24 protein-coding genes, 1 tRNA gene and 4 pseudogenes are annotated in these 26,816 nt (G+C 69.0%); 16 read left to right on the top strand and 13 right to left on the bottom strand.

All coding sequences use genetic code 11. The annotated features are described in order from the left end of the window. Positions 1 to 244: 244 nt before the first annotated feature. Entirely contained in the window at positions 245 to 1,642 is a 1,398-nt protein-coding gene (locus ABT114_RS21700; RefSeq protein WP_351144438.1) for a phosphatase PAP2 family protein, read from the top strand. 144 nt (positions 1,643 to 1,786) lie between these two features. Beyond that, positions 1,787 to 2,572 (top strand): calcium-binding protein, encoded by a 786-nt coding sequence (locus tag ABT114_RS21695; protein WP_351144437.1) that lies wholly within the window; start codon positions 1,787 to 1,789, stop codon positions 2,570 to 2,572. A 55-nt stretch (positions 2,573 to 2,627) separates the two neighbouring features. Here the strand turns inward: ABT114_RS21695 and ABT114_RS21690 are convergent, their stop codons facing one another. Beyond that, positions 2,628 to 2,927 carry a glutaredoxin domain-containing protein gene (locus ABT114_RS21690; RefSeq protein ID WP_351144436.1) on the bottom strand — a complete coding sequence of 100 codons (300 nt, stop codon included), beginning with the start codon at positions 2,925 to 2,927 and terminating at the stop codon, positions 2,628 to 2,630. A gap of 169 nt (positions 2,928 to 3,096) precedes the next feature. Beyond that, the gene (locus ABT114_RS21685) at positions 3,097 to 3,651 is read right to left on the bottom strand and encodes a DUF1062 domain-containing protein (protein WP_351144435.1); all 555 of its coding nucleotides are present in this window, start codon (positions 3,649 to 3,651) and stop codon (positions 3,097 to 3,099) included. 206 nt (positions 3,652 to 3,857) lie between these two features. On the opposite strand from ABT114_RS21685, the pseudogene ABT114_RS21680 reads away from it, so the two are divergent. Further along, a pseudogene (locus ABT114_RS21680) lies at positions 3,858 to 4,208 on the top strand (DUF5994 family protein); the annotation flags it as partial. A gap of 47 nt (positions 4,209 to 4,255) precedes the next feature. Here ABT114_RS21680 and ABT114_RS21675 read toward each other — a convergent pair. The 3 genes from ABT114_RS21675 to ABT114_RS21665 form a co-directional block, all read right to left on the bottom strand. Next, positions 4,256 to 5,449 (bottom strand): PP2C family protein-serine/threonine phosphatase, encoded by a 1,194-nt coding sequence (locus ABT114_RS21675; RefSeq protein ID WP_351144434.1) that lies wholly within the window; start codon positions 5,447 to 5,449, stop codon positions 4,256 to 4,258. A gap of 135 nt (positions 5,450 to 5,584) precedes the next feature. Then, positions 5,585 to 6,097 carry a DUF5994 family protein gene (locus tag ABT114_RS21670; protein ID WP_351144433.1) on the bottom strand — a complete coding sequence of 171 codons (513 nt, stop codon included), beginning with the start codon at positions 6,095 to 6,097 and terminating at the stop codon, positions 5,585 to 5,587. Between the two features lie 231 nt (positions 6,098 to 6,328). Then, positions 6,329 to 7,303, bottom strand: a complete 975-nt coding sequence (locus ABT114_RS21665; protein ID WP_351144432.1) for an STAS domain-containing protein — start codon at positions 7,301 to 7,303, stop codon at positions 6,329 to 6,331. A gap of 360 nt (positions 7,304 to 7,663) precedes the next feature. Between ABT114_RS21665 and ABT114_RS21660 the strand changes: the two genes are divergently transcribed. Further along, the gene (locus ABT114_RS21660; protein WP_351144431.1) at positions 7,664 to 7,945 is read left to right on the top strand and encodes a DUF5994 family protein; all 282 of its coding nucleotides are present in this window, start codon (positions 7,664 to 7,666) and stop codon (positions 7,943 to 7,945) included. A gap of 77 nt (positions 7,946 to 8,022) precedes the next feature. On the opposite strand, the gene ABT114_RS21655 is transcribed toward ABT114_RS21660, so the two are convergent. Continuing rightward, entirely contained in the window at positions 8,023 to 8,589 is a 567-nt protein-coding gene (locus ABT114_RS21655; RefSeq protein WP_351144430.1) for a Uma2 family endonuclease, read from the bottom strand. A gap of 144 nt (positions 8,590 to 8,733) precedes the next feature. On the opposite strand from ABT114_RS21655, the pseudogene ABT114_RS21650 reads away from it, so the two are divergent. The 3 genes and pseudogenes from ABT114_RS21650 to ABT114_RS21640 form a co-directional block, all read left to right on the top strand. Continuing rightward, positions 8,734 to 8,898: pseudogene (locus ABT114_RS21650) on the top strand (oxidoreductase); the annotation flags it as partial. 499 nt (positions 8,899 to 9,397) lie between these two features. After that, positions 9,398 to 9,637 carry a hypothetical protein gene (locus ABT114_RS21645; protein ID WP_351144429.1) on the top strand — a complete coding sequence of 80 codons (240 nt, stop codon included), beginning with the start codon at positions 9,398 to 9,400 and terminating at the stop codon, positions 9,635 to 9,637. Between the two features lie 555 nt (positions 9,638 to 10,192). After that, positions 10,193 to 10,468, top strand: a complete 276-nt coding sequence (locus ABT114_RS21640) for a hypothetical protein (RefSeq protein ID WP_351144428.1) — start codon at positions 10,193 to 10,195, stop codon at positions 10,466 to 10,468. Between the two features lie 520 nt (positions 10,469 to 10,988). On the opposite strand, the gene ABT114_RS21635 is transcribed toward ABT114_RS21640, so the two are convergent. Next, positions 10,989 to 11,192 (bottom strand): hypothetical protein, encoded by a 204-nt coding sequence (locus tag ABT114_RS21635; RefSeq protein WP_351144427.1) that lies wholly within the window; start codon positions 11,190 to 11,192, stop codon positions 10,989 to 10,991. A gap of 381 nt (positions 11,193 to 11,573) precedes the next feature. Between ABT114_RS21635 and ABT114_RS21630 the strand changes: the two are divergent. The 3 genes and pseudogenes from ABT114_RS21630 to ABT114_RS21620 all read left to right on the top strand — a co-directional run. After that, a pseudogene (locus ABT114_RS21630) lies at positions 11,574 to 12,113 on the top strand (replication initiator); the annotation flags it as partial. Continuing rightward, positions 12,106 to 12,288 carry a helix-turn-helix domain-containing protein gene (locus ABT114_RS21625; protein WP_351144425.1) on the top strand — a complete coding sequence of 61 codons (183 nt, stop codon included), beginning with the start codon at positions 12,106 to 12,108 and terminating at the stop codon, positions 12,286 to 12,288. The pseudogene ABT114_RS21630 and the gene ABT114_RS21625, both read left to right, overlap by 8 nt. Then, positions 12,288 to 13,443: pseudogene (locus tag ABT114_RS21620) on the top strand (tyrosine-type recombinase/integrase). The gene ABT114_RS21625 and the pseudogene ABT114_RS21620 overlap by 1 nt, the downstream one beginning before the upstream one ends. Before the next feature lie 76 nt (positions 13,444 to 13,519). Here ABT114_RS21620 and ABT114_RS21615 read toward each other — a convergent pair. The 3 genes from ABT114_RS21615 to ABT114_RS21605 all read right to left on the bottom strand — a co-directional run bounded on the left by ABT114_RS21615 (position 13,520) and on the right by ABT114_RS21605 (position 16,882). Beyond that, positions 13,520 to 13,595: transfer RNA gene (locus ABT114_RS21615), tRNA-Arg, on the bottom strand. Between the two features lie 331 nt (positions 13,596 to 13,926). Next, positions 13,927 to 15,546 carry an IclR family transcriptional regulator domain-containing protein gene (locus ABT114_RS21610; protein ID WP_351144424.1) on the bottom strand — a complete coding sequence of 540 codons (1,620 nt, stop codon included), beginning with the start codon at positions 15,544 to 15,546 and terminating at the stop codon, positions 13,927 to 13,929. Between the two features lie 55 nt (positions 15,547 to 15,601). Further along, positions 15,602 to 16,882, bottom strand: coding sequence for a M6 family metalloprotease domain-containing protein (locus tag ABT114_RS21605; protein ID WP_351144423.1), 1,281 nt, complete (start codon positions 16,880 to 16,882; stop codon positions 15,602 to 15,604). Between the two features lie 342 nt (positions 16,883 to 17,224). Here ABT114_RS21605 and ABT114_RS21600 point away from each other — a divergent pair, with 342 nt between their 5' ends. Both ABT114_RS21600 and ABT114_RS21595 read left to right on the top strand, forming a co-directional pair. Next, positions 17,225 to 17,869: a TetR/AcrR family transcriptional regulator gene (locus ABT114_RS21600; protein WP_351144422.1), complete on the top strand. Its 645-nt coding sequence runs from the start codon at positions 17,225 to 17,227 to the stop codon at positions 17,867 to 17,869. Between the two features lie 260 nt (positions 17,870 to 18,129). Continuing rightward, positions 18,130 to 19,665, top strand: a complete 1,536-nt coding sequence (locus ABT114_RS21595; RefSeq protein ID WP_351144421.1) for an MFS transporter — start codon at positions 18,130 to 18,132, stop codon at positions 19,663 to 19,665. Positions 19,666 to 19,771: 106 nt separating this feature from the next. Here ABT114_RS21595 and ABT114_RS21590 read toward each other — a convergent pair whose 3' ends face one another. Next, positions 19,772 to 20,284 carry a MarR family winged helix-turn-helix transcriptional regulator gene (locus ABT114_RS21590; RefSeq protein WP_351144420.1) on the bottom strand — a complete coding sequence of 171 codons (513 nt, stop codon included), beginning with the start codon at positions 20,282 to 20,284 and terminating at the stop codon, positions 19,772 to 19,774. Between the two features lie 129 nt (positions 20,285 to 20,413). On the opposite strand from ABT114_RS21590, the gene ABT114_RS21585 reads away from it, so the two are divergent. Next, complete coding sequence (locus tag ABT114_RS21585; protein WP_351144419.1) at positions 20,414 to 21,205, top strand: dioxygenase family protein; 792 nt, start codon at positions 20,414 to 20,416, stop codon at positions 21,203 to 21,205. Positions 21,206 to 21,230: 25 nt separating this feature from the next. Here ABT114_RS21585 and ABT114_RS21580 read toward each other — a convergent pair whose 3' ends face one another. Further along, the gene (locus tag ABT114_RS21580; RefSeq protein WP_351144418.1) at positions 21,231 to 21,761 is read right to left on the bottom strand and encodes a GNAT family N-acetyltransferase; all 531 of its coding nucleotides are present in this window, start codon (positions 21,759 to 21,761) and stop codon (positions 21,231 to 21,233) included. Positions 21,762 to 21,966: 205 nt separating this feature from the next. On the opposite strand from ABT114_RS21580, the gene ABT114_RS21575 reads away from it, so the two are divergent. Beyond that, complete coding sequence (locus ABT114_RS21575; protein ID WP_351144417.1) at positions 21,967 to 22,965, top strand: sigma-70 family RNA polymerase sigma factor; 999 nt, start codon at positions 21,967 to 21,969, stop codon at positions 22,963 to 22,965. A 562-nt stretch (positions 22,966 to 23,527) separates the two neighbouring features. Continuing rightward, a complete protein-coding gene (locus ABT114_RS21570) occupies positions 23,528 to 24,130 on the top strand; it encodes a TetR family transcriptional regulator (protein WP_351144539.1) in 603 nt (200 codons plus the stop codon). Between the two features lie 18 nt (positions 24,131 to 24,148). Here the strand turns inward: ABT114_RS21570 and ABT114_RS21565 are convergent, their stop codons facing one another. Continuing rightward, positions 24,149 to 25,114 (bottom strand): helix-turn-helix transcriptional regulator, encoded by a 966-nt coding sequence (locus ABT114_RS21565; RefSeq protein ID WP_351144416.1) that lies wholly within the window; start codon positions 25,112 to 25,114, stop codon positions 24,149 to 24,151. A 63-nt stretch (positions 25,115 to 25,177) separates the two neighbouring features. On the opposite strand from ABT114_RS21565, the gene ABT114_RS21560 reads away from it, so the two are divergent. Further along, positions 25,178 to 26,707 carry an MFS transporter gene (locus tag ABT114_RS21560; protein WP_351144415.1) on the top strand — a complete coding sequence of 510 codons (1,530 nt, stop codon included), beginning with the start codon at positions 25,178 to 25,180 and terminating at the stop codon, positions 26,705 to 26,707. Positions 26,708 to 26,816 lie beyond the last annotated feature (109 nt).

The raw sequence follows: 26,816 nt of genomic DNA, 5'->3' as shown, positions 1-26,816 counted from the left end.
GAGTTCCTCTGAATCCGGCACGGCCGTGGCCGGTGAATCCGGGCTGAGACAACCCCGGAGACGACGGTTGCGAGTCCCGTGCCCACTGAGAACGAGGCCGGAACCCGGACTGTGAACTTTCCGTCTTCCCTCGTTGGGCAGGCTGCTCTTCGTGAGGGAGAAAGGGGCCTTGACCAGAAGGTGACGAGCGAGACCCACTCCGACCCTTAACCAACATCTAACAAATAGGCCGAAATTGAGGCATATGATATCGCGGTTTTTTTCGCGAATAAGCAGCAGAGTCACACTCTCCGTGTGGCGTCGACTACGGGCGAGACTCTGGGCCGTAGCGGGTGTCGTGGCCCTGGGGTTCCTTATCGCCCTGGAGTTCGCCGCGCGTCGCTACGGCCTGCCGGGGCCGATCGCCAGCCAGGTGCGAGAGGTGATATTCCCCCCTAAATCAGGTTTCCTGTTGTACGCCGCCATGGCGTTGATGATGGTGGTGCTCACCTGGCGGCAACGGTTCATCGCGGCTGGTGCCGCAATCGGTATCGACGTCGCCTTCTTGGTGGTCCGGTGGGTGGCCGACGCCAAGGTGACCGACGGTCACCCCTTCGGCAACGGCGCGTTGTGGGTGATTCTGGGCTGTGCCGTCATCGCCGTCACTCGCCGCACCGGCCGGGAACGTGTCCTGCTGCTGAAGGGCGTCGGGCTGGGCCTGCTGCTGGTGGCCGGCCGCAAGACCGGCGACACCTGGCTACTCATCACCTCGAAGACCCGCCCGGCGGTGCTCGACCAGTACGTGGCAACTGCCGATCACGCGCTGGGCAACCCGTCCTGGCTGGTAGGCCGGATTGTCACGGCCACCGGCCCGATCGGCTTCAATTTTCTCGACGTCGTCTACGGTCAGCTCGCGGTGGCCGCGGTCATCGTCGCGCTGTATCAACTGCGCAACGTGGCGGTCGAGCGCCGCTTCCCGGGCCATCATCTGGTGCGCACCTTTCTGGTGATCGGCGTCCTCGGGCCCGCCATCTACATGATTTTCCCGGTGGTCGGACCGGTCTTCGCCTACGGCACCGGCACCGAGCACTGGGCGACGGTCAGCATGTGGTCGGACACGCCGCCCAGCGGGCAATGGGCGGTGGCCAACCTGTGGCCGGAAACGCCGCCGCCGATCAGTACCCCGCACCACATGCCGTTCGACGCCATCACTCCACGGAACTGCATGCCCAGCCTGCACACGGCGTGGGCTACCGTGATCTTCATTCATTCCCGGAAGGGCCCACGGCTTCTGCGATTCGCAGGCACGTTCTGGCTGACAGCTACGCTCGGCGCAACGCTGGGATTCGGCTACCACTACGGCGCGGATCTCATCGCCGGCGTGGTGTTCGCGCTCACGATCGAGGCAGCTCTACGCTCGCTCGACCGCGGCTGGGATCGATCAGGGATCCAACTGGTCGCTCACGGCGCAACGGTCTTCACTGTGCTCTTGGTGTCTTATCGCTATCTGCCGTTGGAGATGGCCAGGCATCCGTGGGTGTCCGGACCACTTCTCATGCTGGCGATGACCTCAGTGGTCTACGGCTACGTACGGACCATTGCACTGTGGGAACCGAGGGCCGCACCAGCGCGGCAACAGGAACCGCAACCCGAGCCAGTTTGAACCGTGTTGCACCAGGTTGTGGGCTGAGCGCTGCCCGAGTGAGGCCGCGTGTGTGGTGGAGGCGTTGAAACAACAACGTGGTGAACCGTTGGCCAACGCCGTACGCTCCCTCTGATCAGTAAAAGACTCCGTGGGGGGACATTCATGCGCACAACCATGCGCCTTGCCCTGCTCGGTACCAGCGTCGCGCTGGTCGCCACCGCAATCGGTGCCACCGCCGCCCAGGCAGCGGACGGCGGCGAGGGCAACATCACGATCAACAAGGTCGTCGTCAACGGCGGCAAGCCGGTCGTGGTCGGTACCACCAAGGTGGTGTCCGCCAAGGTCTCCGTGACCGCGTCGGACGATTCGGGCATCGCCGAGACCACGTACATCAGCGCCTTCGGTCCGAAGCCGAACTACGCGCAGATCTGGTACGACGACGACGAGATCACGTGCGTCGAGGTGAGCGCCACCACGTCGACCTGCACGGGCACGCTGACCTTCGACCCGCAGGCGTCGACCGGCTTCGTCAACAACAGCGCGGCGGCCACCTGGAACCTCAGCACGCTGGTCTCCGCCAATGACTACAACTACATCCACCGGGACGCGGCCACCACGTTCAAGGTGCAGCGCTACTCGACGCTGACGGTCAACGCCTCGCCGGAGCCGGTGAAGAAGGGCAAGACCATCACGGTCACCGGCAAGCTCTCCCGGGCCAACTGGGAGGACAACAAGTACCACGGCTACACGAACCAGTCGGTGAAGCTGCAGTTCCGCAAGAAGGGCAGCACCACCTACACCACGGTGAAGACGATCAAGTCCAACTCGACGGGCAACCTCAAGACGACCGTCACCGCCTCCACCGACGGCTACTTCCGCTACAGCTTCGCGGGCACGACGACGACTCCGGCGGTCAACGCGGCCGGCGACTTCGTGGACGTCCAATAGCCACGTACTGAGAGCGTCGAGTTCCGGCACATGGTTGGGTCTCGGTCGATGTCAGTCAGTCGGTTTCGGACAGCAGGTGGGGTGCGTAGGTCTCGACTGCTTCCAGCAGCTCTCTCTTCGACGGGTTCACCATGGCCCGGCCGGCCACGGTCACGGTGGGCACGGTCTCGTTCCCGTCCGCGACCGACCGGACGAACGCTGCCGCCTCCGGGTCTCGCCAGATGTTCACCTTGGTGTACTGGAGCCGCGTGAAGCGGAGTTGCGTAAGCAGCTTCATGCAGTACGTACACATGGGTCGCCAATAGACGACTACGCCGGCAGGCTCCTCAGACACAGATCTCCCCCTTGTTTGCATGCATGGTACGAGGAGGCAGCTGCCAACGGCGTTGATCGTGGCGTGCCTCGGGGGCGAGTGCCGGCGAGATGGTGTGTAGAGCGACTGCTGACAGAACTCAGCCTGACGGAGCACTCCTAGGGCCTGTCCGGCGGATCTTGCCGGACAGGCCCCTGGTCCCGAGGAGGGCTCAGCGCTTGAGCGTGAAGGTGAAGTCGCCGGAGAGCTTGCCGCCCAGCAGAACTGCCGAAACGAGCTTCCCCTCCGCGATCAGTCTCTCGACCTCGGCCCGCGAAAGACCGCAGCCTTCAGCGATCAGTCGCACCGGCCGGACAGGGATCCGTGCCGCAAAGCGGACCGACACGTCGATCACCTCGCGGTCCAGGTCCAGGTGATCCGATCCGCCGGTGTCGAGGCGCCAGGCGTTGTCCCAGTCGAGGGCAATGCGATTACGGCGCCGCACGACCGGATCCTGGAGCAACTCCGCTGCCAGCCCAAGGTCGTTGTCATGCAGCCGGTCCAGCAGCTCAGGTCGTATGGAGCGCACATGCATCCGCTCCAGGACCGTGAGCTTCGCCGTTTCCCCGCAACCGGTACAGAGCACGAGGAGCCAGGCGTCGAGGACCTTGTGGTTTGCGTTGACGCGAAATTTACCGTTTGCCCGGAATCGCCCGGACGCGCACGTGTGGCAACGGCGGAGAACGAGCGGCAGGCAGGTGGGTATGACCACCCAGTTTGCGAGCACAGAAGTACACCGGTTTCAGTGAGAAGTCCGCAGCAAAAAGCAGCGCGGCGCACACATGCGCGACGCGCGACACATCAGCACTCGGGAGGTCTCACAGGGTGTACAACGGGACGTCCTTGCCTAGACGACTTGGTTCGGCAGCACGGTAATGGCGCACAGCGGCGCTGTTCCACTGGTTTTCGAGCGAGGAAACGTCGGTGTGCCGAATCCGTTCTGGCTGGGGCTGGCCGACAGGACGTCTGGAAACGCTGAGCGCCCTCACCGAACACCTCGGCCCCGTCACGCGCGTCGGACTGGACACCGCGGCCTGGGACGGGCTCCCGACACGGATCGTCGTCGACGACCGGGTGGTGCACGTCGACTCCTTCCCGGTGGGCGACGGTACCGTCCTGATCACCCGCGGCGACCGGGACGTGTTCTCGCTGCTCGTGATCCCGCCGCACGCGACACCCGAGGCCGGGCAGGCCGCGATGGCACAGGCCGTCCGGGCCGACAACATCACCCGGGCGGAACAGATTCTCATCGACACCGAAAGCGCGCGGGTGCCTTCGGACTGACGAGCGAGCCGTGGCAGGCGGAGCCGTACCGCACGACAGCAATGAGATCAGCCGCGCCACTCCACCAGGAGCAGAGTCGCGTCATCCGTGGTCTGTCCGCCCCGCGCCCGCTTGAGCGTGTGGGACAGGGAGCGCGCCATCGCCCGGATCCCGCGGCCGGTTCTCTCCAACTGGTTCACCCAGTCGATCAGCTGGTCCTCCCCGAACTCCTCCTCCCCGGTCGTGTGCTCCTCGATCAGTCCGTCGGTGAAGCAGAGGAGGCGGTCCCCCTGCTCCAGCCTCATCTCGCTCAGCTCCGGCTCCGGACCCCCGAAGCCGACCGGGAGGGTCGTCGGACCGGTCAGCCGGAGCGCTACACGATGATCACGGACGAGCATCGGTGACGGGTGCCCGGCGTTGACCCACTGAAGATGACCCGTCGTGGTGTCCAGCCGCATCATCTGCGCGGTCACGAAGTGCTCGGGGCCGAACTGGTCCGCCACAGCACGGTCCATGAAGGCGTAGATCTCCGGCAGCCCGGTGCCGGCGCGGCGGGCGTGGCGGTAGGCACCGATGGCCACGGTGGCCATCGTGGCCGCGTCCAGTCCGTGCCCCATCGCGTCGATCATGGCCACGTGGAGGACGTCTCCGTTGAGGGCGTAGTCGAAGCTGTCACCCGCCACGTCATAGGCGGGTTCCAGGATCCCGGCCACAGCGACCCGAGGCATGATCATCGCCAGCGGTGGCAGCAGGGACCACTGGATCTCCGCGGCGACGCTCATCGGTTCACCGCGTCGGACACCGAAGAACAGGTCGGAGTAGCCGTGCTTGGTCACCAGCAGGTCGGCCACCAGGGCGGCGATCCTGCGCAGCATGCGGCGGTCGTGGTCATCGACGCTGTCCAACGTCACCGCCATGACCCCGACCTGGTCGCCGCCGTCCAGCAGCGGCAGGTGGACCCGCACGCCGTCGTCCTCGGGCAGTTCGACGGGGTGAGCGTCGAGGAAGCAGCGGCCCGCCTCGGAGCCGTCGATCACCTGCGGTTCCCCGTCCGTGAGACCGTCGCCCGGTAGGGGTACGAGCAGCAGTTGGCCGTAGTCCTGCAGCAGCACCTGCGGTCGGCGGCCCCCGAGCCGCTCCACCACGTCGGCGACCAACGGCCCGATGAGATGGGGCGGCAATTCGTGCGCGCGATCAAGGACCTCTCCCAGCAGGGCTTCCCCGAAGCTCTCGGAGCGGTCCGCGCGCCGTCCGGCCGTCATTCCCTCACCCGCCATGATCCGCGCTGATCGGGGCGGCGGGCTGGGACGACGAAGAGTCTGCCAGTGTCATCGCTCCGTCAAGGGATCGTCGACGCCGGGCCGGCCGCTCACGTGGGCCCGGCCGCATCGGGCCTCTCACCTGAGCCCGGGTCCTCCTTCTGACTCCCATGTGTCTTGTCCGTCGAGGCCGCTCTCGACGGAGGCCAGCAAGCGCGGCGCCGACAGCGAGTTCCCGGGCGCGGCGGCAGCGGTCAGCAGCCGGGTAGCCGCTCCGGCCGGCTCGTCCGGTGGGATCACCAGCAGTTCCCAGCGTCCCACGGTGTCGCAGTCCAAGGTGATGGCATGCGCCCCGGCGGCGAGGTCGGTCAGGACCACCTCGACAACGTGGCCGGGCGCCATCACCTCCTGCGGGGCATCGGGCCAGGCGGCGGTCCCCACGGTGACGTGGGTGACGGTGCCGACGCTCGGATCCAAGGAGCCGATCAGCGCGGGCAGCTCCAGTTCCAGTGCGTCGCAACGCGGCCACCACGCTCCGTCCAGCGGGCCGTGGCTGACGTCCGGCGTGAGGCTCAGCCGGGGCAAGGGCATCCGGTAGGTGTGTGCGTCACCCGGGGTCGTACCTTCGGCGGGCTTTGTGACGGCGTCCATCGTGCGATCCCGTCCCGGACGGCTTCCGGCTGCCCGCGTCTGTCACTCGCCGGGAACGGCGCCGCCGTGGTCGTGCGCCCGAAAAGCTCTCGGTACGTGCCAGGCTACTCCCGGCAATGAGCGGGCGGCGCGGCGCGCAGCCGTCGCCCGCAGACATGTCCGTACGGCAGACGACGGGTGGAGTGACCGCACCGGCCGGTACGGCCGCCGGCTCGTCGCCCCTCTGCCTGATCATCGGCCTGCCGGGGACAGCCCTTCCACCAGCAGGATCAACACACAGGGGGCGACAGGACCGGGCAGCCCGACGACCACTCCCATGTTCTGCCAGCCCCAGGACGAGAAGGCGGTTTGTCCCGCCCGGTCGGCAGGATGGAGCAGGGCGACCCCAAGGGAGGAGTGCAGGTCTGTGAGCAGACGCTGTTGCAGGCGGCGGGCGATGTCGCGGTGCTGAGTGTGCGGATGGGCCACGACCTGAGTGAGGACGACGAACCGCGCGCGGGAGGTTAGCCGTTGGATGCTCTCCTGAAGCGTTCCGCCGGACCCCCGGCGCCCGGAACTGTCAGGGCCCACCGGAAAACCGAAGGCGCAACCGACCAGCACCGTCGTCTCGGCGAGCAGTAGCGCGAAGCCGGGGCGGTGGGCACTGACCGCCAGGCGGCGCAGGAAGTTTCCACGATCGTGGTACGCCTCGCCGGGGGTACCCGCGACAGACTCCGCGGCCAGGTCCGCGATGTCCTCGCGCACACCCTCGGCCTGCCAACGGGTCAGCCGGCGAAGGCGGATCCCGTCCTTGAGGACCGGCTGATCCGACCGACGAGCGGGGCCCTCGGGCGCCCGCGTCCCGGTACGCGTGAGGTCGCCGAGCACGGCGGGCGGCACGGGACCCCCGGGGGCCGCAGGAAGCAGCGAAGCAGATCCGGTGACAGCGAGGAGCTGGGTGATCTGCGCGCACGGGTGGTGCAGCAGCAGGGAGGTGTGTACCCGGCCGGCGCGCCGTGACGCCGACAGGAAGATGTCCAAGCCTCTGGCGTCGCAGGAGCCGACCGTGGTGAGGTCGATGTCGATGGCGGTGACGCCGTCCAGCAGACACTGCTCCAATGCGGCCCGCAGCAGTGGTGTGGTGGCCGGTCCGATGTCACCGGCGAGCGTGACGAGCGTCCGCTCCCCTCGGTTCCGCCGATGGATGTCCAGCCGCGAGAGGGTCATCACGCCTCCCCTCGGCAGGGGGCAGGGCCGGAACGGGTACGCGGTCCCGGCGCAGCCATGGACAGCTTGCGCGCAGTTGCTTCGACCGCGGCGGACATGATGCCGACCCGTCTCCGCGCCGACCACTGGGGCGCGGCCCGGAATCGTCTCTCGCCGAGGACGACCCGGCGTGGCGGCCGGAGTGCGTGATGCCCTCGGTACCTCAACCGTACGCCGCCCGCAACCGGAAGCGGCTGCGCCGAGGGGCCAGGAGTCCGGTGGGGAGGGTCGAGGGTACCTCGTACACCGGTGACAGGGCTGGTCTCGTTCTCGGCGCGCGGCGCTTCCCGAAGCCAATCACCGCACCGTCAGGGACCCTTCATGACGACCATCCCTCCGCTCCACTCGCCTTCCGCCAGGCTGTGGCTGGGGGCGCAGTCCTGCCAGGGCGGCTCGGCCCGGCGTATCGACGGCGCCTGGTGGCCGAGGTCGTACGACCTGATCGCCGAACTCCCTGGACTGCTCGCCGGGCTGCCGCACCGTTGGGGACACATCAGCAGCGTCCTCGTGAACGGGGCGATGTGGTCGCTGTCCGGGGACGGGATGCTCGTCGAGGAGCAGAAGGTGCAGGTGCGCCGGACGGACTTGTCGCGAGCCACTTGATCCGGCTCATGTCACCCTGTATCGGGCCGTCCGCTCACGCATCGCTCACGCGCCGCCGACTGCTGAGCAGCGCGTGGTCAGACCTGGCCGAGGTCGAACTCCACCGGGAAGGGGGCCGCTACCTTGAGGACGCCGGTGAACACGTCTCCGTCCCGGTAGGTCTTCGTCGCGGGGTCGAGAACGTAGGTGTACACGAGAGGAACGCCTGTCGCGGCCTGCTCGATCCGCCAGTAGAAGCCGATGCCTGACTTGGCGTACTGGTCGACCTTCACGATCCGGTCGGTGGTCTCCGAGCCTGGCGACACCACCTCCGCGACCAGCAGCACGTGCTCAGGGCGGGTGGGGGTGATGTCGATCGTGTCTGCGCGGTACACGACGACGTCCGGGCGGCGATTGGTGAGCGGGACGTCCTGAAGCCGGACGTCGAAGTCCGTGTCGGCGTTCCACTCCGGGCCCGCGGCGGCATCCAGGGCGTTCGCCAGAATCCGGGCCAGCCGGTTGTGCCGCTTGGACGCACTCGGACTCACGACGACCATTCCGTCCACGATCTCGATGCCGGCGCACTGCTCCTCGGACCAGGACTCGTACTCCTCAGCGGTGATCTGCTCATGCATCCACGCCGGGGCCACCATCTCGGCCGTCATGAAGCACCTCCCGGACACTGTGCTGCGGGCCCGATCCCGCTGGATTCAGCGTACTGTCTGCGGTCCGTCCGGCATGCTGATCTCGCTCACACCTCTCCCCGTCGGCCAGCATCCGACCAGCGAGCCCACGACAAGTGAAGAACCAGCGCCGACCTGCGGAACGTCCCGGTCGGCAGCCGCGCCTCCGTCGAGGGACCGTACGGGGCGTTCGCCTCGCTGCGCCGGACCCGGCCCGGCACCCTGCTGATCGCCGGGGGTGTGGGGGTCACGCCCGTGCGGGCCATGCTGGAGGAGGAGGCGCCCGGCGACGTCGGGCCGAGCAGTCCCCGTCGCTCACGCAAAACGGCCCCGGACGCGGAGTCCGGGGCCGAAGGGAACGCCTCCCTGGGGGGAGAAACCCCAGGTCAGCGTCTTAATGCGCTGTGCCCCCGGCAGGATTCGAACCTGCGACACCCGCTTTAGGAGTTCGATCCGAGCACGGCCCGGCTGCTGCCGTCGACTGGTGCGACGGCCGGACAGAGTCGCTGGCGTACGCCCCCGTCCGGCGTCGTTGATGTCAGCCGTAGATGTCAAAGGGCCTTCTGATCCACGGGTCCAGCCGATCCTCTGAAGGGTCGCGCAACAAGTCGGCGACGCTGTGGTCGGGGGCGGCGGCTGCGGGGGAGGGTGGGTCTGGCCGGCATCCGGCAGCACCGAGCCGCATATGGTCTAACGCGTTCGGTCGTCGGCAGCGACTGCGATGGTCCGCGGGTGGGCCTCAAATCCTCTGGGGCCGCCAAGCCGGTGAATCAGTAGACAGAAGGTACTGATGGTGATCGCGCTCGTTCTCTGGCTACTGCTGCCCGTCGCCTGGGCGGCGCTGCCCTGGCTGCCTCCGAACCGGGCGTTCGGCTGCTTCGTGGCAGCGGTGCAGCTGATGCTGTCTGTAGCGGCCCTCTCCGTCGGAATGCCGACGGAGAATCTGCCGGCATGGTTCCTCATACCAGGGCTGGTCTCCTCTGTGGCGCGACTGGCGTCTGTGCCCTTGATCCGCCCAAGGAAAGGATGAGCGACGCCGTCCGGCGATGATCTCGACCGGAGAAGATTGCGAACTGCGACGCCCGCTTTAAGGAGTTCGATCCGAACCCGCTCCGGAGGCCGTCGTCGACGGGTGCGACAGCCGGACAGGGGTGCTGGTGTACACCTTCGTCCGGCGTCGTGGATATCAGAAGCCTTCTGATCCGTAGCTAAGAATGGATCGGTCATCCAGAGTCATTACGGCCGCTTTCGGGCCGCTGTCGACTTCATGGCGGGCGCCGTCGGTTGCTGTCGCTGCTGTACGGAGGGGGCGTGCGCCTCATCATCACCAGAGCCACCAGCGGGGTAAGTGCCCTTGACCTGCCGTGGTGGTGTTTGTCGCGGTTGCTGGTCCAGGGCGGGGGAGCCCGTAGATGGCCGCGACTTACCAACCAGTCGGGCACGCATCGGGTACGCGTTCAGCTGCACGGATTGACGCAGTCCAGGCCGTGATCCTATTGTCCGCCTTGTGCGTGGTTGCAGCCGACGGCAATGAAAGCCGACCGGATTCTGATTAATGCCGAAATCTGAGTAAGTGAGGGTAGTCGTGGGGGTGCTGCTCTCGTACCTGGCCCTTTTCCTTATTGAATGCGGCTTGATGGCGCTGCAGATTGTTGGCGCGTTCGTGCTCATGTTGAGTGCCGCTCTGTTTATCCGGCGCTTCGCTATTGCGCGCAAGCGTCGACCCGATGGCCACTTCCCGAAAGCGACGCCAGTGGCGCCATATGTGCTTGGCGGCATCGGCATTTGCTTGCTGGTTCCTACTTCGGCAGTGCTCTTCATCGGGAAGGAGTTGGGCATTTTTGAAACCTGGGCGATATAGGCCGAAACCACTGTGGTCTGAGGGGGCATCGTCGGCCTGCCGAGACTGGTAGCGGTCGGCTGCGGGCGCGGTGGTTCCTGCACCTTGCTGCTGTACATCACCAGTTTGGAAGATCGCGTATGTGCATGGGCGCTGAGCTGGCGAGACGCTGACCTGGAGCTTCTTGGGAGGCTCGCCGACGTTCCCCGTTGTTCCCCGCCGTTTGCCATCTGGCCGGGCACACAGGGGGCACGGCGTCGTCCTCCCGATTTGCCTGTGGCGGTTCCCAATGCGGTGTTGGCGGTGGGCTACGACCCCGCCCCCGAGATGCCCTGACCCTTACGAAGCCCCAGCCATGACGAGGAGGAACAGGCGGGGGCTTCGCGCTGTGCGGGGCCAGGCTCTCCCACTCCTGATCCGGCGGATCACCCCGCCCCACACCTCTGGCACGATGTGGCGGCCGGCCCGGTCCCTGCGGCTCTCCCGGCCATGCTCGCGCGCGGGCGCCCCGCAGCGCGTGGCCGCGGGGCGCCCGACGGGGTCATCCGATCGCGTAACCGTCGTACGTGCCACCTTCGCATACACGGCGCGAGTGGTCGTCGAACGTGACCGTTCCCCCGCCGTTCTTGCAAGTGCTCGATGAGACGCCGCGCGCGGCGGCCTGTGCGGTGGTGGTGCTCGTGACGCCGATTCCGGTGAGGGCCGCTGTGGCGATGACGGCGGCGAGGATTCGTCGAATGCGCATCTGGTTCCCCTTTCACGGATTGCCTTGGTTGGGGCACTAGCCAGCGTGATCTTCACCCATGTGGGTGGCACGTCATCTTGCGCCATTCGGGTGACATGGCTGTCGGGAGCGGGGTCGCTGACCTGGCCCGCCCAAGGTCTTGGCGGCCAACGACGTCCCGCCGTAGCGACACTGCCGCCACACTCCGCGTCAGCCATCCGACCGCTCGCGCAGGTGTCGCGACGGCCAAGATGCCAGGCGATCGCCGCTGACGACGCAGAGAAGGGCACCGGTGACGCGACCCGTTGGACAGGCCTTAGGCGCGGTATGGGTTACTCGCCTACCCACCACCCTCCCCAGCTCCCATCCCGTACGCCGTCGACCCACACACCGTGGAGCAGACGTGGCCCCGCCTTCGCCTTCGGCCGCCAACTCGACGTCCGCACCATCCGATCCGCCGACTTCGACGACGGCCAGGAGCTGACCGAGCGGGCCGTAGCGGCGTACATCGCCAAGTACGCCACCAAGGGCGCCGAGACGGCCACGGGAGCTCTCGAGCGCCCCCTGAAGTTCGCCGCCGAACTCGCCCAGCTCGACATCAGCGACCACGCCCGCCGTCTCATCCGAACAGCCTGGACGCTCGGCGCCCGCAAAGACCTCGAACACCTCCGCCTGCGCGCCTGGGCCCACATGCTCGGCTTCCGCGGTCACTTCTCCACCAAGTCCCGCCGCTACTCGACCACCCTCGGCGCCCTCCGCGACGCCCGCGCCGAGTGGAGGCGAGCCCAGGCAGCAGCCGCACAGCCCAAGCGCGAAGCCGAGACGACGTACGTCCTCGCCCACTGGGCCTTCGCCGGGTTCGGCCTCTCCGACGCCGAAGCCTGGCTCGCTGAATCGCTCGCCCCCGCTCCCGGAACGGCAGGAGAGCCGACCCGTGCATGACGACGAGCTGCTGACCGTGCCCGACGTGATGCGACGGCTCAAGCTCGGCCGCTCCACGGTCTATGACCTCATCCGGTCCCGTCGCCTGCCCTCGATCACCATCGGCCGGTGCCGCCGCATACCCGTGCGGGCTGTCCGTGACTACATCAGCAACGAACTGGAGGCGGCCGCCTGATGGCTCAGCAGCGCAAGCGCAATCCCAACGGCGCGGGAACGATCACCAAGCGCAAGGACGGCCGCTTTCAGTGCGCGGTCTACGTGCTCCGGCCGGACGGCACCCGTGCCCGCAAGTTCGCGTACGGCAAGACCTGGGCCGAGTGCTACGCCAAGCGCCGTGAATTGCTCGACAAGGTCGACCAGGGCGTGCCCGTACCCACCAAGTCGGCCAAGCTCTCCGAGTGGCTGCCGTACTGGCTGGACAACATCATCGAGCCCGGACGGAAGCTGAGCACCTTCGACAAGTACGAGTCGCACGTCCGGCTCTACCTGGTGCCGCTCCTCGGCACGAAGCGTCTGGAATCGCTCGGCGTTGCCGACGTCCGCCGCTTCCTCGTAGGCCTGGAGAAGCAGACGACCGCCGCGACCGCCAAAGAAGCGCACCGGGTGCTGCGTTCGGCCCTGTCCGCCGCCTGCCGGGAGGAACTGATCACGCGCAACGTCGCGAAGCTCGTGGAGCCGCCCCGCACGGCCCCGCCCCATCTGCACCCGTGGTCCCTGGACGAGACGCTTGATTTCCTTGCCACATCTCAGGAAGGACCCGCTCTACGCGGCCTTCGTCCTCGCCATCGCCATGGGCCTCCGCCGGGGAGAGATCGTCGGTCTCCGGTGGCCGGACGTCGACCTCGACAACCGCGTGCTCTACGTCCGCCATCAGGTGCAGCGGCGCTGTGGCGTCCTGTACGACGACGACCCCAAGAGCCGGCGTCGCCGAGCCGTCCCGCTGCCCGCTCTCTGCATCGCGCCGTTGCGCTGGCACCGCCTGCGGCAGGCTGCGGCCCGCAGTAGGGCGGAGGAGAAGTGGCAGGGCTCCGACTATGTCTTCGCCACCCGGACCGGTCGCCCCGTCGAGCCGCGCAACCTCTACCGCTCCTTCACCCGCGTCGCCGAGTCGGCCGGCCTTCGGGTGATCCGGCTGCACGACGCCCGCCACGGCACGGCCACCCTGCTTACGGCGGCCGGAGTCGCGCCCCGCATCGTCATGGAGATCCTGGGCCACTCGCAAATCAGCATCACCATGGACGTGTACACGCACGTCGTGCAGGACACGCAGCGCGAAGCCATGAGTCACATGGACCGGCTACTGAGAAAGAGGCGCCCCGGCCGTGGGTGACCGCCCGCGTTGATGTCAGAAATAGATGTCAGAGGCCCTGCAGCTCCCAAATTTGGGAGCTGCAGGGCCTCTGAACTGGTGCCCCCGGCAGGATTCGAACCTGCGACACCCGCTTTAGGAGAGCGGTGCTCTATCCCCTGAGCTACGAAGGCGAAGGTGCTCTCCCAGAGTGTAGCGGCTGGTGGTGGGGCGGCGGGTGGGTCGGGGCTGTAGGGGGGATCGGGAGGGGGAGGGCGGGGGTCACGCGGTGGTGGTCAGGATGAGGGCGGAGGCTCAAGGGGGCGTGGTCAGGACGGGGCTTACGTTGTGGCCGCCGAAGCCGAAGGAGTTCCGACGGCTCAGGGTCGCCTTGAACCCGTGCCGGCGGCGAGCGTGACACATTCCCGAAAAGTGTCACACTGCGCGGACCTGTGAGCTGGGCGCGGCGGATTCGCCGACAGCATCGCCGGACAGGTCCAGGCCCTGAACACCGCCAGGACGAGGTCAGGACAGCGCGACACGCGTGAACCGGGACGCGGTGTGCAGATCCGCCTGGATCAGGTCGGCCGCCGCCCGCAGTTCGGGCAGGACCTGTGTCACGCACTCCTCCAGGCTGCGGCGGGCCGCGTGCGTGGACACGTTCACCGCGGCGACCGCCCGGCCCGTACGGTCGCGGACCGGCACCGCGATCGAGCGCAGACCCGACTCCAACTCCTCGTCCACCAGGGCGTATCCGCGCGCCCGGACCTCCGCGAGCTCCGGCGGCAGAGCGTCCGGGCGGTCCGGGGTGTCCGGCGCGTCCGCGAGGAGTACCCGGCCCAGGGAGGTCGGCCGGGCGGGCAGCCGGGCGCCCACGGTGACGTCCACGGTCAGCACGCGGCTCGCGGCGGCACCGGCGGTGTACTGGATCTCGGTGTCCGACACCAGCACCGCCAGCGCCGTCGGTTCGTGCAACAGGTCGGCCAGCGCCCGCAGATGGGGTGCGGCCAGCCGGGGCAGCGTCGTCCGGGACAGCGGCGGGAAGCCCAGCCCCAGCACCCGGGGCGTGAGGGTGAACGTACGGTCGGGGCCCGGGGCCACCAGCCCCAGGTGCTCGTAGGTGATCAGCGCCCGGCGGGCCGTCGCCCGGGCCAGTCCCGTCGCCTTCGCGACCTCCGTCAGGGTCAGCGCCGACCGGCTCTCGCCGAACGCGGTCAGTACGGTCAGGCCCCGCGCCAGCGACTCTACGAACTCCCGGCCCAGTTCGTGCTTCGAGGCGGTCGTCCAGGTCGCCAGACCCGACGGCGCCGGCCCCGCGTGCGGCGGCGGCGCCTCGCGCAGGTCGTCCTCCATCGCCGCCACCGCCGTACGCAGCCGGGGCAGCAGCGTCTCGCGCAGGTCGTCGGCCGAGTGACGGCTGGTGTGGCTCACCACGCTCGCCACGCACACCACCCGCCCCGAGCCGGGATCCCGCACCGGCACGGAGACCGCGACCAGCCCCGGCTCGATGAGCTGGTCGTCCAGCGCCCAGCCGTCCCGTCCCGCCCGCCGGGCCCGCCGCTCGAAGTCATCGGCGGTGGACGGATCCCGGGGCGGTACGGCGGTGAAGCCCGCGTCCCGCGGGTCCGCGGCCCGGCGCTCCCGCCACCGGTCCCAGTCGGTGTCCGTCCACTCGGCCGCGAACAGCGGGCCCGGCGCGGTGCGTTCGGCCGGGAGCAGGTCGCCGATGCGGAAGCTCAGAGACATCGCGCGGCGCCGGGTGGCCTGGTGGATGAAGCGGATGCCGTCGAGGTCGGCGACCGCCAGCGACACCGACTCGTCCAGCTCGTCGGCGAGCGCGTCGGCACGGGCGTCCAGCAGCGCGGGCAGCCGGAGGGCGGCCAGATAGGCGTTGCCCAGCTCCATCACTCTGGGCGCGAGCACCGCGTCCCGGCCGTCGAGCCGGACGTACCCCATGCGGGCGAGGGTGGCGGTGATCCGGTCGACCGTGGACCGCGCGAGCCCGGTCGAACGCTCCAGGGCGCTCGGGCCGGCCGTTCCGCCCGCCTCGGTCAGGTGCCGCAGCACGGCGATCCCCCGGATCAGCGGCGCGACCGCCTCGTCCGGCGGTGCGGCCTGGGCGTCCAGTGCGGTGGTGACGGGCATCGGCTCTCCGGTACGGCGGTCGGGGCACGCCTACCGTAAACCCCGTCCCACCTGCCTATCGCCGGGTCACCCGTACCCGGTAGTGCCCGGCCAGGTCCGCCCCGGCCACCTGGATCACGATCCCCTTGCCCGGGTCCTTGAAGGTCTCGCCCGGGATGAAGGCGGCGTCGGAGAGTTCCGCGTGGACGTTCGGGCTGCGGGTGCAGCCGCCGGAGTCACGCCGGGAGTCGTACACCTTGACCGGCCCCATACCGGTGTCGACGTCCGCGTCGACCTTGTAGATCAGCACGCCCGGCCGGCACACCGTCTCGTCGTTGCCCTCGCGGGTGCGCAGCTCGATGGCGTACCCGGTGCGTGCGCTGAGGGGGACGAAGACGAGCTTCGGGCCGCCCTTGCGGGCCAGCGGTGTCAGGGTGTACTCGGTCGCGCCGCGCCGCGCCGCGCAGCTGACCTGCGAGGGGTCCAGCCAGCCCAGCTTCCACTTGTGCCAGCCGAGCAGGTCGTTGTTGGCCCCCCAGTCCTCGCTCATGATGTCCCAGTGGCCGACCGCGCCCCCGCCGTCCTGGGTGTAGAGGTCGGGCAGGCCGAAGACGTGGCCGTTCTCGTGGGGCAGGACGCGGTAGCCGGTGCGGTCGTAGGAGCCGGAGCCGTCGTCCTGGCGGGAGTAGACGAAGGAGGCGTTGGCCACCGGGACGCCGTCTGCGACTGGCGCCTCCTTGTTGCCGGCGAAGGTCACCGACAGGACGGTGTCCAGGGCGGAGGGGCCGGCGTTGGGGGTCATCAGCACGTTCAGGAGGTCGTACGAGCGGAAATCGACCTTCGGGTCGGCGGTGGCCACGATGTCCTGGACCAGGTCGCGGTAGCCGGGGTCGAAGGGTGCGCCGCGCTCTATGCCGTACGCCTTGAAGGGCTTGGGCATGCGCAGCCAGTGGGTGACCGGTGTCTCCGGGTGGTAGTCGAGGCGGCCGTAGGAGCTGGTGCGGAACCACTCCTGGGTCTGCGGGAAGAACTCGTGGTAGCGGTCCATCGCGTTGCCCCGGCCGGTTGCGTCGGAGAAGTCGACCATCAGGATCAGGGCGTGGACGGTGCCGGTGGAGCGGGAGTAGGCGCCGGCGGTCGGGACGCCCTCCGACATCTGGATGGCCTTGGCGCCGCTGATCATGCAGGGGTTGAGGGCGGCGGAGGCGCGGCCCAGGGCGCTCGGGCCCGCCCCGGTGGACAAGGGGACATGCCCGCTGCCCGCCGAGGTGCTGACCGCGAAGGTCAGGGCGCTCACGGACGCGAGTGCGGCCACGCGGCGCGGGCGTATCCGACGGCGGGTCGGCTGCGGCTGCATGGACGGGCCCTTCACTCCAGGCAGCCGCCGGTTTCAGGCTGCACCCCTGCGATCACCCTGTGTCGGTGGCCCCGAGGACGCGCGCTGGAGGGGCCGATCGTGGGTTTCTCGCCGCCAGGAGGGCCATGAGGGTGTGACTCAGGTCACAGCGGGCAGGTCGCGGGGAGGGGGTGTGACTCAGGCCACACGAAAACTCCTCAAGTGCGGGAAATAACTGGGGATCGTTTCCCCGTTTAGCCCTGTGTCCGGGCGAAACGGGGAGAGCTTCCCCGCATCGCTCCTCCGGATCGCTTCCCCGGACCGCAGCCCCGTTCGATTCCTACTCGACTCATGGAGTACGCCGTGCAGACCGCGACCCCCGTGCAGCGCAAGTCGCCCCGGCCCCGCGCCGATGCCCTGCGCAACCGGGAGCGGATCGTCACCGCCGCCCAGGAGATGTTCGTGGAGTTCGGGCCCGACGTGCCCCTCGACGAAGTCGCCCGCCGGGCCGGCGTCGGCAACGCCACGGTGTACCGCAACTTCCCGGACCGCGACGCCCTCGTCCGCGAGGTCGTCTGCTCGGTCATGGACCGTACCGTGCGGGCCGGACAGGTCGCGCTCGCCGAGCACGGTGACGCCTTCGCGGCGCTGGAGCGCTTCGTGCACGTTGCCGCCGACGAGCGGATCAGCGCACTGTGCCCGATGGTCGCCAGTACGTTCGACGAGCACCACCCCGACCTGGAAGCCGCGCGGGAGCGTACCGAACGGGTCGTCGAAGAGGTCATGGACCGCGCCAAGGCGGCCGGGCAGCTTCGCCCCGACGTGGGCGTCGGAGACCTGATGGTCGCCGTGGCCCAGCTCAGCCGGCCCCCGGCCGGTACGGGGTGCCTCAGCGCCGACCGCTTCGTGCACCGCCATCTGCAACTGTTCCTGGACGGTCTGCGGGCCCCGGCCCGATCCGTCCTGCCGGGCACCGCCGTGACCATGGAGGACCTGCGCCAGGCCTGAGCGATACCAGCGATCCCGAGACCAGCAGCCATCCCGAGACCAGCAGCCATCCCGAGACCAGCAGCGATCCCGAGACCAGCAGCGATCCCGAGACCAGCGCTCGCGATACCAGCGATCCCGATACCCCGGTGACGCGATTGGTTCCGCGGGTTCCACCCGTCTGAAGACCGTTGACCCGAGGCCGTCTGAACAACGCAGTGCAGACGGTCCGTCCCTTCTCCTTGCCTTTTCCGTCACGAAGTCCCGAAGTGGGTACCCCCATGTCTCAAACAGCCCGGAGCGTCCCCGACGCCACCGACGCGCACTCCAACCGCTGGAAAGCGCTCAGCTTCATCGCGCTCGCCCAGCTGATGGTTGTCCTCGACGCGACCATCGTGAACATCGCGCTGCCCTCCGCCCAGCAGGACCTGGGCATATCCGACGGCAACCGCCAGTGGGTCATCACGGCCTACGCACTGGCCTTCGGCGGTCTGCTGCTCTTCGGCGGCCGTATCGCCGACATCTGGGGCCGCAAGCGCACCTTTGTGACCGGCCTGATCGGCTTCGCCGCCGCGTCCGCCCTCGGCGGCGCCGCGCAGAGCGAGGCGATGCTGCTCGGCGCCCGCGCCCTGCAGGGTGCCTTCGGCGCACTGCTCGCACCCGCCGCGCTCTCCCTGCTCGCGGTGATGTTCACCGACGCCAAGGAGCGTGCCAAGGCGTTCGGCATCTACGGCGCGATCGCCGGCGGCGGTGGTGCCGTCGGTCTGATCCTCGGCGGTTTCCTCACCGAGTACCTGGACTGGCGCTGGACGTTCTTCGTGAACATCCCGTTCGCGATCATCGCCGCCGCCGGTGCGTACTTCGTCATCCGTGAGCCGGCCGGTGGCCGCAACCGCTCGCCGCTCGACATCCCGGGTGTCGTCCTGTCCACCCTGGGTCTGGTCTCCCTCGTCTACGGCTTCACCCGCGCCGAGTCCGAGGGCTGGAGCGACTCGACGACGATCGGCCTGTTCGTCGCCGCGGTGCTGCTGCTCGCGTCCTTCGTGTTCGTCGAGTCCAAGGTCAAGGCTCCGCTGCTGCCCCTGCGCGTGATCACCGACCGCAACCGTGGTGGCGTGTACCTCTCGCTCGGCCTCGCGATCATCGCGATGTTCGGCCTGTTCCTCTTCCTGACCTACTACCTGCAGATCGTGAAGGGCTACTCGCCGGTCAAGACCGGCTTCGCGTTCCTGCCGATGATCGCGGGCATGATCACGGGCTCCACGCAGATCGGCGCCCGCCTGATGACCCGCGTCCCGGCGCGGCTACTGATGGGCCCCGGCTTCCTGGCCGCCGCGGCCGGCATGCTGATCCTGACCCAGATGGAGATCGGCTCCTCGTACGCCGGTCTGCTGCTCCCGGCCCAGCTGCTGCTCGGCCTCGGCATGGGTACGGCGTTCATGCCGGCGATGTCCCTGGCCACCCAGGGTGTCGAGCCGCGTGACGCGGGTGTCGCCTCCGCGATGGTCAACACCTCGCAGCAGGTGGGCGGCGCGATCGGTACGGCCCTGCTGAACACGATCGCCGCCTCGGCCACCACGTCCTACATCAAGGACCACATCGCCTCCGCGGCCTCCAAGCCGCAGCAGCAGCTGGTCCAGCTGGAGGGCATGGTGAACGGCTACACCAGCGCCATCTGGTTCGCCGTCGGCATCCTGGTCGTCGCCGCCGCCATCGCTTTCACCCTGGTCAACGCCGGCCGTCCGGACATCACGGCGGTGAGCGGTGCCGGCGAGGGCGTCGAGGACGAGCTGCCGGTGCCGGTGATCGCCCACTGACGACGGCCGTCCGGTCGTACCCCTTCGAAAACCCGCGTGCGTACGAGGAAGGGGACGCCTCGTACGTACGACTTCCGGACCTGCCCCGGTCGCGTGAGCCGCGTGCTCAGCGCAGCCAGGGCAGGTCCGCGCCCGCTTCGTTCGGCTGGAGTCCCTCGGCGACGATCTGCATGATCTCGCCGAGGGACTTCTGCTGTTCCGGGGTCAGCCGGTCGAACAGGGCCTGGCGTACGGCCGCCACGTGGCCCGGCGCGGTGCGCCGCAGCACCTCGAGGCCGGCGTCCGTGAGTACCGCGAACTGGCCCCGCTTGTCGGAGGGGCAGTCCTCACGGCGGACCCAGCCGTTCTTCTCCAGGCGGGCGATCGCGTGGGAGAGGCGGGAGCGGGTGATCTTCGCCTTCATGGCCAGCTCGGTCATCCGCAGCCGGCGCCGCGGGGCCTCGGCGAGCGCGACGACGAGCCCGTAGTAGATGTGCGGCATGCCCGCGTCCCGCTGAAGCTGGCGGTCGAGGTGGTCCTCGAGCAGCGTGGTGGCCTGCACGTAGGAGCGCCAGACGCGCTGCTCCTCGGAGGTGAGCCACTGGGGCTCTTCAGCGGGTGCGGTGGATGCCGTGTTCATGGATTCCACTGTACGAGAACTCTCCTTGAATTTTAAACAAATGGGGCGTACGGTCTTCCTTTGACGCAAGCTTGAGAGTTCAAACATCTGAGTAGCCTGCTCGGGTAACTTCCGGAGGGAGCCGCCGCCATGTCCGCCGCCACCCAGGAGCGCATGCCCGCCCTGTATCTCAGCCACGGCGCTCCGCCCCTCGCGGACGACCCGGTCTGGCCGGGCCAGCTCGCCGCCTGGTCCGCCGACCTGCCCCGCCCCAAGGCGATCCTCATGGTCTCCGCCCACTGGGAGGAGGCCCCGCTCGCCCTCGGTGCCACCCAGGCCGTGCCGCTCGTCTACGACTTCTGGGGCTTCCCCGAGCACTACTACCAGGTGAAGTACGCGGCACCCGGCGCCCCCGAGCTCGCCGAGTCCGTACGCAAGCTGCTGCGCGCCCCCGGCACCCCCGTGCAGGACATCCCGGACCGCGGCCTCGACCACGGCGCCTACGTCCCCCTGGTGGAGATGTTCCCCGACGCCGACATCCCGGTCCTCCAGGTCTCCATGCCGACCCTCGATCCGGTACGGCTGATGGAGATCGGCCGCAGGCTCGCCCCCCTGCGCGACGAGGGCGTGCTGATCGTCGGCTCCGGCTTCTTCACCCACAATCTGGCCGCGCTGCGGCACGCCGGCGGGGGAGTGCCCACCTGGTCGTCCGAGTTCGACGACTGGGGCCGGCGCGCCCTGGAGACGCGCGACTGGGACGCCCTGCTGGACTTCCTCCACAAGGCCCCGGCGGGCCGCTACGCCCACCCGCGCACCGAGCACTTCGCCCCGCTGTTCGTGACCATGGGTGCGGCGGACGTGTCCGGCGAGTTGGACGCCCAGCGGTCGGTGATCGACGGGTTCTGGATGGGGATGGCGAAGCGGTCGGTGCAGTTCGGGTGACCTTTACGGCCTCTGCCCGGAGGGGTCACAGCTCCTTCTCGTACCAGGCCACATCCCAGTACCGGCCGAACTTGCGGCCCACCTCCCGGTAGGTGCCGACATACCGGAACCCGAAGCGTTCGTGCAGCCGCACGGACGCTTCGTTGGGCTGGGCGATGCCCGCGTAGGCGCGGTGCAGGTCCTCGCCGGCCAGGGCCTCGAAGAGGGCCTTGTAGAGGAGCGTGCCGATGCCGCGGCCCCCGGCGTGCGGGGCGACGTAGATCGTGACCTCGACGGAGGTCGAGTAGGCGGCCTTCGGGCGATAAGGGCTGGATGTGGCGTAACCCAGAATCTCCTGTGAGTTCCCTCTGGGGTCGGTCTCCGTGGCAACCATCAGCCGGTGCGGTCCGTCTTCAGGGTGGGAGAGCAGCCAAGGGTGGCGCTCTTCCGGAGTGAAGGTGGCGGTATCGAATGTGATGGGCGTCTCACGTACATAGTGGTTGTAGAGGTCTGTGAGGGCTTCGAGGTCAGCCTCGACTCCCGGCCTGACCTGGACCTCTGTACGTTCCGACATCATCCTGTCTCCCTCCGTGGCGGGAGAGGGTACTGCATGATCAGGAAAATTGGGGGGAAGGTTGGGAATTCTGTCCTGATTCCAGTCGTTGTTTCCACTGGATGCAGGGCACCCGAGCAGAGTCCGGACAAAGCCACGAGAGTCCCGGACGCCGGTGTCAGGCGTCCGAAGGACCACCCGCTGACCTCATCATCGCAAGGGAGCACGCATGGCAACCCGTGCCGTCGCCCGTCGTAAGTCCGCCACTGGCGAGACGGCCGACGCGGCAAGCAGTGTTCGCGCCCATACCGGCGAGATCGCCGATCGCGACCTGGTCGGCATGTACCTCGACGAGATCGCGCGTACACCGCTGCTCGACGCCGCCAAGGAAGTCGAGCTGTCCCAGACCATCGAAGCGGGTGTGTTCGCACGGCATGTCCTCGACGGCGAGGTGGAGTCCGGCACGGACGCCACCCGCGAGGAGCTCGAGGCACTGTTCGCCGCCGGGGAGCGGGCCAAGGACGTCTTCATCCGCTCCAACCTCCGTCTGGTCGTCGCCGTGGCGCGCCGCTACCCCCGCAGCGGCCTGCCCCTGCTCGACCTGATCCAGGAGGGCAACGCCGGCCTGGTGCGCGCGGTCGAGAAGTTCGACTACCGCAAGGGCTTCAAGTTCTCGACGTACGCGACCTGGTGGATCCGCCAGGCGATCACGCGCTCGATAGCCGACCAGTCCCGCACCATCCGCCTGCCTGTCCACCTGGTGGAGGAGCTGGGCCGGATCCGGCGCGTGCAGCGCGAGTTCAACCGTGAGCACGGCCGCGAACCGGAGCCCGCGGAGATCGCCGCCGAGCTCGGCTCGACGTCGGAGCGTGTCATCGACGTGCTCGACTGGGCCCGCGACCCGGTCTCGCTGAACATGGCGGTGGACGACGACGGCGACACCCAGTTCGGTGACCTCCTCGAGGACACCTCGGCCGTGTCGCCGGAGCAGTCCGTCATGACGCTGCTGCGCAGCGAGGAGCTCGACGACCTGATCGGCCGCCTCGACCAGCGCACGGCCTCCATCATCAAGATGCGTTACGGCATCGAGGACGGCCGCGAGCGCACGCTGACCGAGGTCGGCAAGGAGCACGGACTGACGCGCGAACGCATCCGCCAGATCGAGAAGCACGCACTGCTGGAGCTGAAGAAGCTGGCACGCGACACCGGGTTCGACGCGGCGGCCTGACGCTCGCCGACGAGAGAGCGGGTCTTCGCCAACCGGCGCACGACCCCGGCGGGTGCGTACGCCGGGTGGCGAAAGCCCGCGCAAACATGGCGATGTATCGCCGCTTCAACCGGCAGTGCCCCGGGAACAAGACCTCAGGGCACAGGAGTTCGGGTCCCGTGACACACCTCGGTGGCCCGTCCTTGAACCAAGTCCCGACGCAAACCCCCCCGGCGCCGGGACTCTCCCAGAGCCGGGCTTCGGCGCCCTCCCCCCGGGCGCCGGAGCTCGGCTCTCACCCTCGGTCCGGGCAGGGGCACGTTTGCGGTCCAGGGCGTAGGCACGTTTGCGGTCCAGGGCATGGGCACGCTTGAAGGGCGGGGCACCCCGTACCTGAACTCCGGGGTGGCCCGCCGAATGGCAGATTGTGCCACATGGGCATAGCCTGCCGAACGTGAGTACCACCCCCACACCAGCTTCTCCTGGCTCTTCCTCTTCCTCCGTTGCCTCCCGCTCTGCCTCCTCTGGTGGCTCCTCCGCCTCCTCCGCCTCGCTGACCGAGCGGCGCAAGGCGGCGACCCGGATGGAGATCGCCCGGGCGGCAGCCGGCCTCTTCGTGACGCGTGGCCTGCGGGCCACCCGGGCCGAGGACATCGCCCAGGCCGCCGGCATCGCCCCGCGCACCTTCTACCGCTACTTCGCCACCAAGGAGGAGGCCGTCGCCCCGCTCTACGCCGCCGGCGCCCAGCGCTGGGCGGAGGCGGTGCGCGAGGCCCCGGCCGAACTGTCATTGCCGCAGGCCCTCGAACACGCGGTACGGGACACGCTGACGCCCGGCATCGGGGTGTCGGCGGCCTCCTGGGAGTGGGTCCGCACCCTGATCCGCCTGGCCGAGGCCAGTCCCGCCCTGCGGAAGGTGTGGGCCGAGGTGTGCCACGACTCGGAGAGCGCGCTGGCCGAGATCCTGGCGCGACGGCTGGCCCAGGGCGACGACATCGTTGCCACCCGGCTCGCCACGTCCCCGCGCCTCCGGTTCACAGCGGCCACGGCGGGCGCCGCGGTACGCGTGGCCGTCGAGGTCTGGGCGGCGGGGAGCGCGGCGCCCACCTCCGGGGAAGGACCAGCGGCACTGGCTCTGGGTAACCTGACGGCGCTGCGAGGCTTTTCGTGGGAGGACGTCCAGTGAGGGGCGGCCCAGGGGGGACTACCTGCCTCCAGCCCGACTGAGACGTCCACCCAACTCCCGTACACACACGAGCAGTTCCTCCGGCTCCCGCACTTCGAACTCGCATCCCACCATCGCCAGCCGCACCGCCAGCCACTCCACGGGATCGCCGGTCGCGCCCCGCAGCCGGCACCCGCCCGCCTCCAACGGCTCCGGCGTGCCGAGGGGGCCCGGCAGCCGTGCCGCGACGACCTCGGGCGGTGCGGCAAAGGTGACCTCGAACTCGTATGTCTCCTGCCGCCGTTGGATCGACTGCCGCAGGTACTCCGCCGCACTCCCCGTCGGCAGCTCCCGCGGAGCGAACCGTGCCCCCGTCGCGAACGGCTCGCTCACCCGGTCGACGCGGAACGTGCGCCAGTCCTCACGGTCGAGGTCGTATGCGACGAGGTACCAGCGCCGTCCGGTCGACACCAGCCGGTACGGCTCGGTGACGCGCCGGGACCCGGTGCCGTCCGCCGCCTGGTAGGCGAACCGCAGCCGCTCGCGCCCGGCCACCGTCGAGGCCATGACGGTCAGCGTCTCGGGTGCGATGGTCGCCCCGTCCCCGCTCGTCAGCGGCGTGGTCGCGGCCTGGAGGGTGGCCACGCGGTGGCGCAGCCGGGACGGCAGCACCTGCTCCAGCTTGGCCAGTGCCCGCACCGACGCCTCGTCCACGCCCTCCAGCGCGTGCCCGGCGCCCGCCCGCAGCCCCACCGCGATCGCCACCGCCTCCTCGTCGTCGAGCACGAGCGGCGGCATCGCCTTCCCCGCGACCAGCCGGTAGCCGCCGTCGGCGCCCTTGCTCGCCTGCACGGGATAGCCGAGCTCCCGCAGCCGGTCGATGTCCCGCCGGACGGTGCGGCGGGAGACCCCGAGCCGGTCGGCGAGCTCGCCGCCGGGCCATTCGCGGGGCGTCTGGAGGAGGGAGAGGAGCTGGAGGAGCCGGGCCGGAGTGTCCGTCGTCATGAGTTCGAGGATGCCGTAGAACTAGGACACGATCTGACCTAATAGGACCTTAGCTTCTGAGGCATGACCTCCACCGAGACCACCACTGTCAAAGAGCCGGCCGATGCCGGTGACGCGGCCGACAGGCGTCGCTGGTTCGCCCTCGCGATCGTGATGACCGCGGCCTTCATGGACCTTGTCGACGTCACGATCGTCAACATCGCCATTCCGTCGATCCAGAAGGACGCGGGTGCTTCCTTCAGCCAGATCCAGTGGATCACCGCGGGTTATGCGCTGGCCTTCGCCGCCGGGCTCATCACCGGCGGCCGGCTCGGTGACATCCACGGCCGCAAGCGGCTGTTCCTCATCGGCATCGGCGGCTTCACTCTCGCGTCCGCGCTGTGCGGCTTCGCCGCGAACCCGGAGATGCTGGTCGCCTCCCGCATCCTCCAGGGCGGCATGGCGGCGATGATGGTGCCGCAGGTCCTGTCGATCGTGCACGCCACTTTCCCGGCGCACGAGCGGGGCAAGGTGTTCGGTTTGTTCGGCGCGATCGTCGGCCTGGGCGCGGTCTGTGGCCCGCTGCTCGGCGCCCTGCTGACCGAGTGGAACCTCTTCGGTCTGGAATGGCGCCCGATCTTCCTCATCAACCTGCCGGTCGGCATCGCGGGCCTGCTCCTCGGCCACCGCTTCATCACCGAGTCCAAGGCCCCGCGGGCCCTCAAGCTGGACCTGGTCGGCGTCGCGCTCGTGACACTGGGTCTGCTGATGCTGCTCTACCCGCTCACCCGCGGGCGTGAGCTGGGCTGGCCGCTGTGGGGGTACGTCTCGATGGCCGGCGCACTCGGCGTCTTCGCGGCGCTGGTGGCGTACGAGAAGAGGAAGGCCGCGCGGGACGGCTCCCCGCTGGTCGAGCTGTCGCTGTTCAGGGTGAAGAGCTTCGCGGCCGGCATCGCGGTGCAGACCGTGTTCGGCGTCGCGCTCGGTGTCTTCTTCCTGGTCTGGACGCTGTACATGCAGATCGGGCTGGGCTGGAGCCTGCTGCGGGCGGGCCTGACCGGGGTCCCCTTCTCGATCGCCGTGTCGGCGGCGGCCGGCCTGTCGGTGCAGCAGCTGGTGCCGCGCTTCGGGCGCAAGGTGCTCCAGGCGGGCGCGCTGCTGATGGCGGCGGGTGTGGTGATCTACATCTGGGAGTCCGAGCGGTACGGGCTCGGCATCGCCTCCTGGCAGATGGCGCTGCCGCTGGTCGTGATGGGCGTGGGCATGGGCCTGATCGTCGCCCCGCTGACGGACGCGGTGCTGTCGGACGTGCCGCGCGAGCATGCCGGTTCGGCGTCCGGGCTCATCAACACCGTGCAGCAGATGGGCAACGCGCTGGGGCTCGGGCTGGTGTCGGTGGTCTTCTTCAGTGAGATCGGCGACCGGCTGACCCCGGCCCAGGTCGGACCGGCCTTCGTGAACGCCTTCCAGCACGCGCTGGTCTGGGTCGCCGCGGTGATGGCCGCCATCTTCCTGCTGATGTTCGCCCTGCCGAAGCGGCCGGATCAGCATGTGGAAGGCGCGCCGGAGCCGGCTGCCGAGGTGACGGATCGGGAGCCCGAGCTGGTCTCCTGACCTGTTCTGACCGGTCCTGACCTGTCCTGACCTGCTGGTTCTGGACCCGACGGTGACGGCGGTGCCTCCGGGCACCGCCGTTTCAGGTTGCATCCACGCCCGTTTATGT

It is taken from the genome of Streptomyces sp. NPDC002088 (assembly GCF_040296605.1).
Classification (GTDB): Bacteria; Actinomycetota; Actinomycetes; order Streptomycetales; family Streptomycetaceae; genus Streptomyces.
The sequence above is the reverse complement of the archived record's forward strand: the minus strand, read 5'-3'. Positions and strand labels throughout refer to the sequence as shown.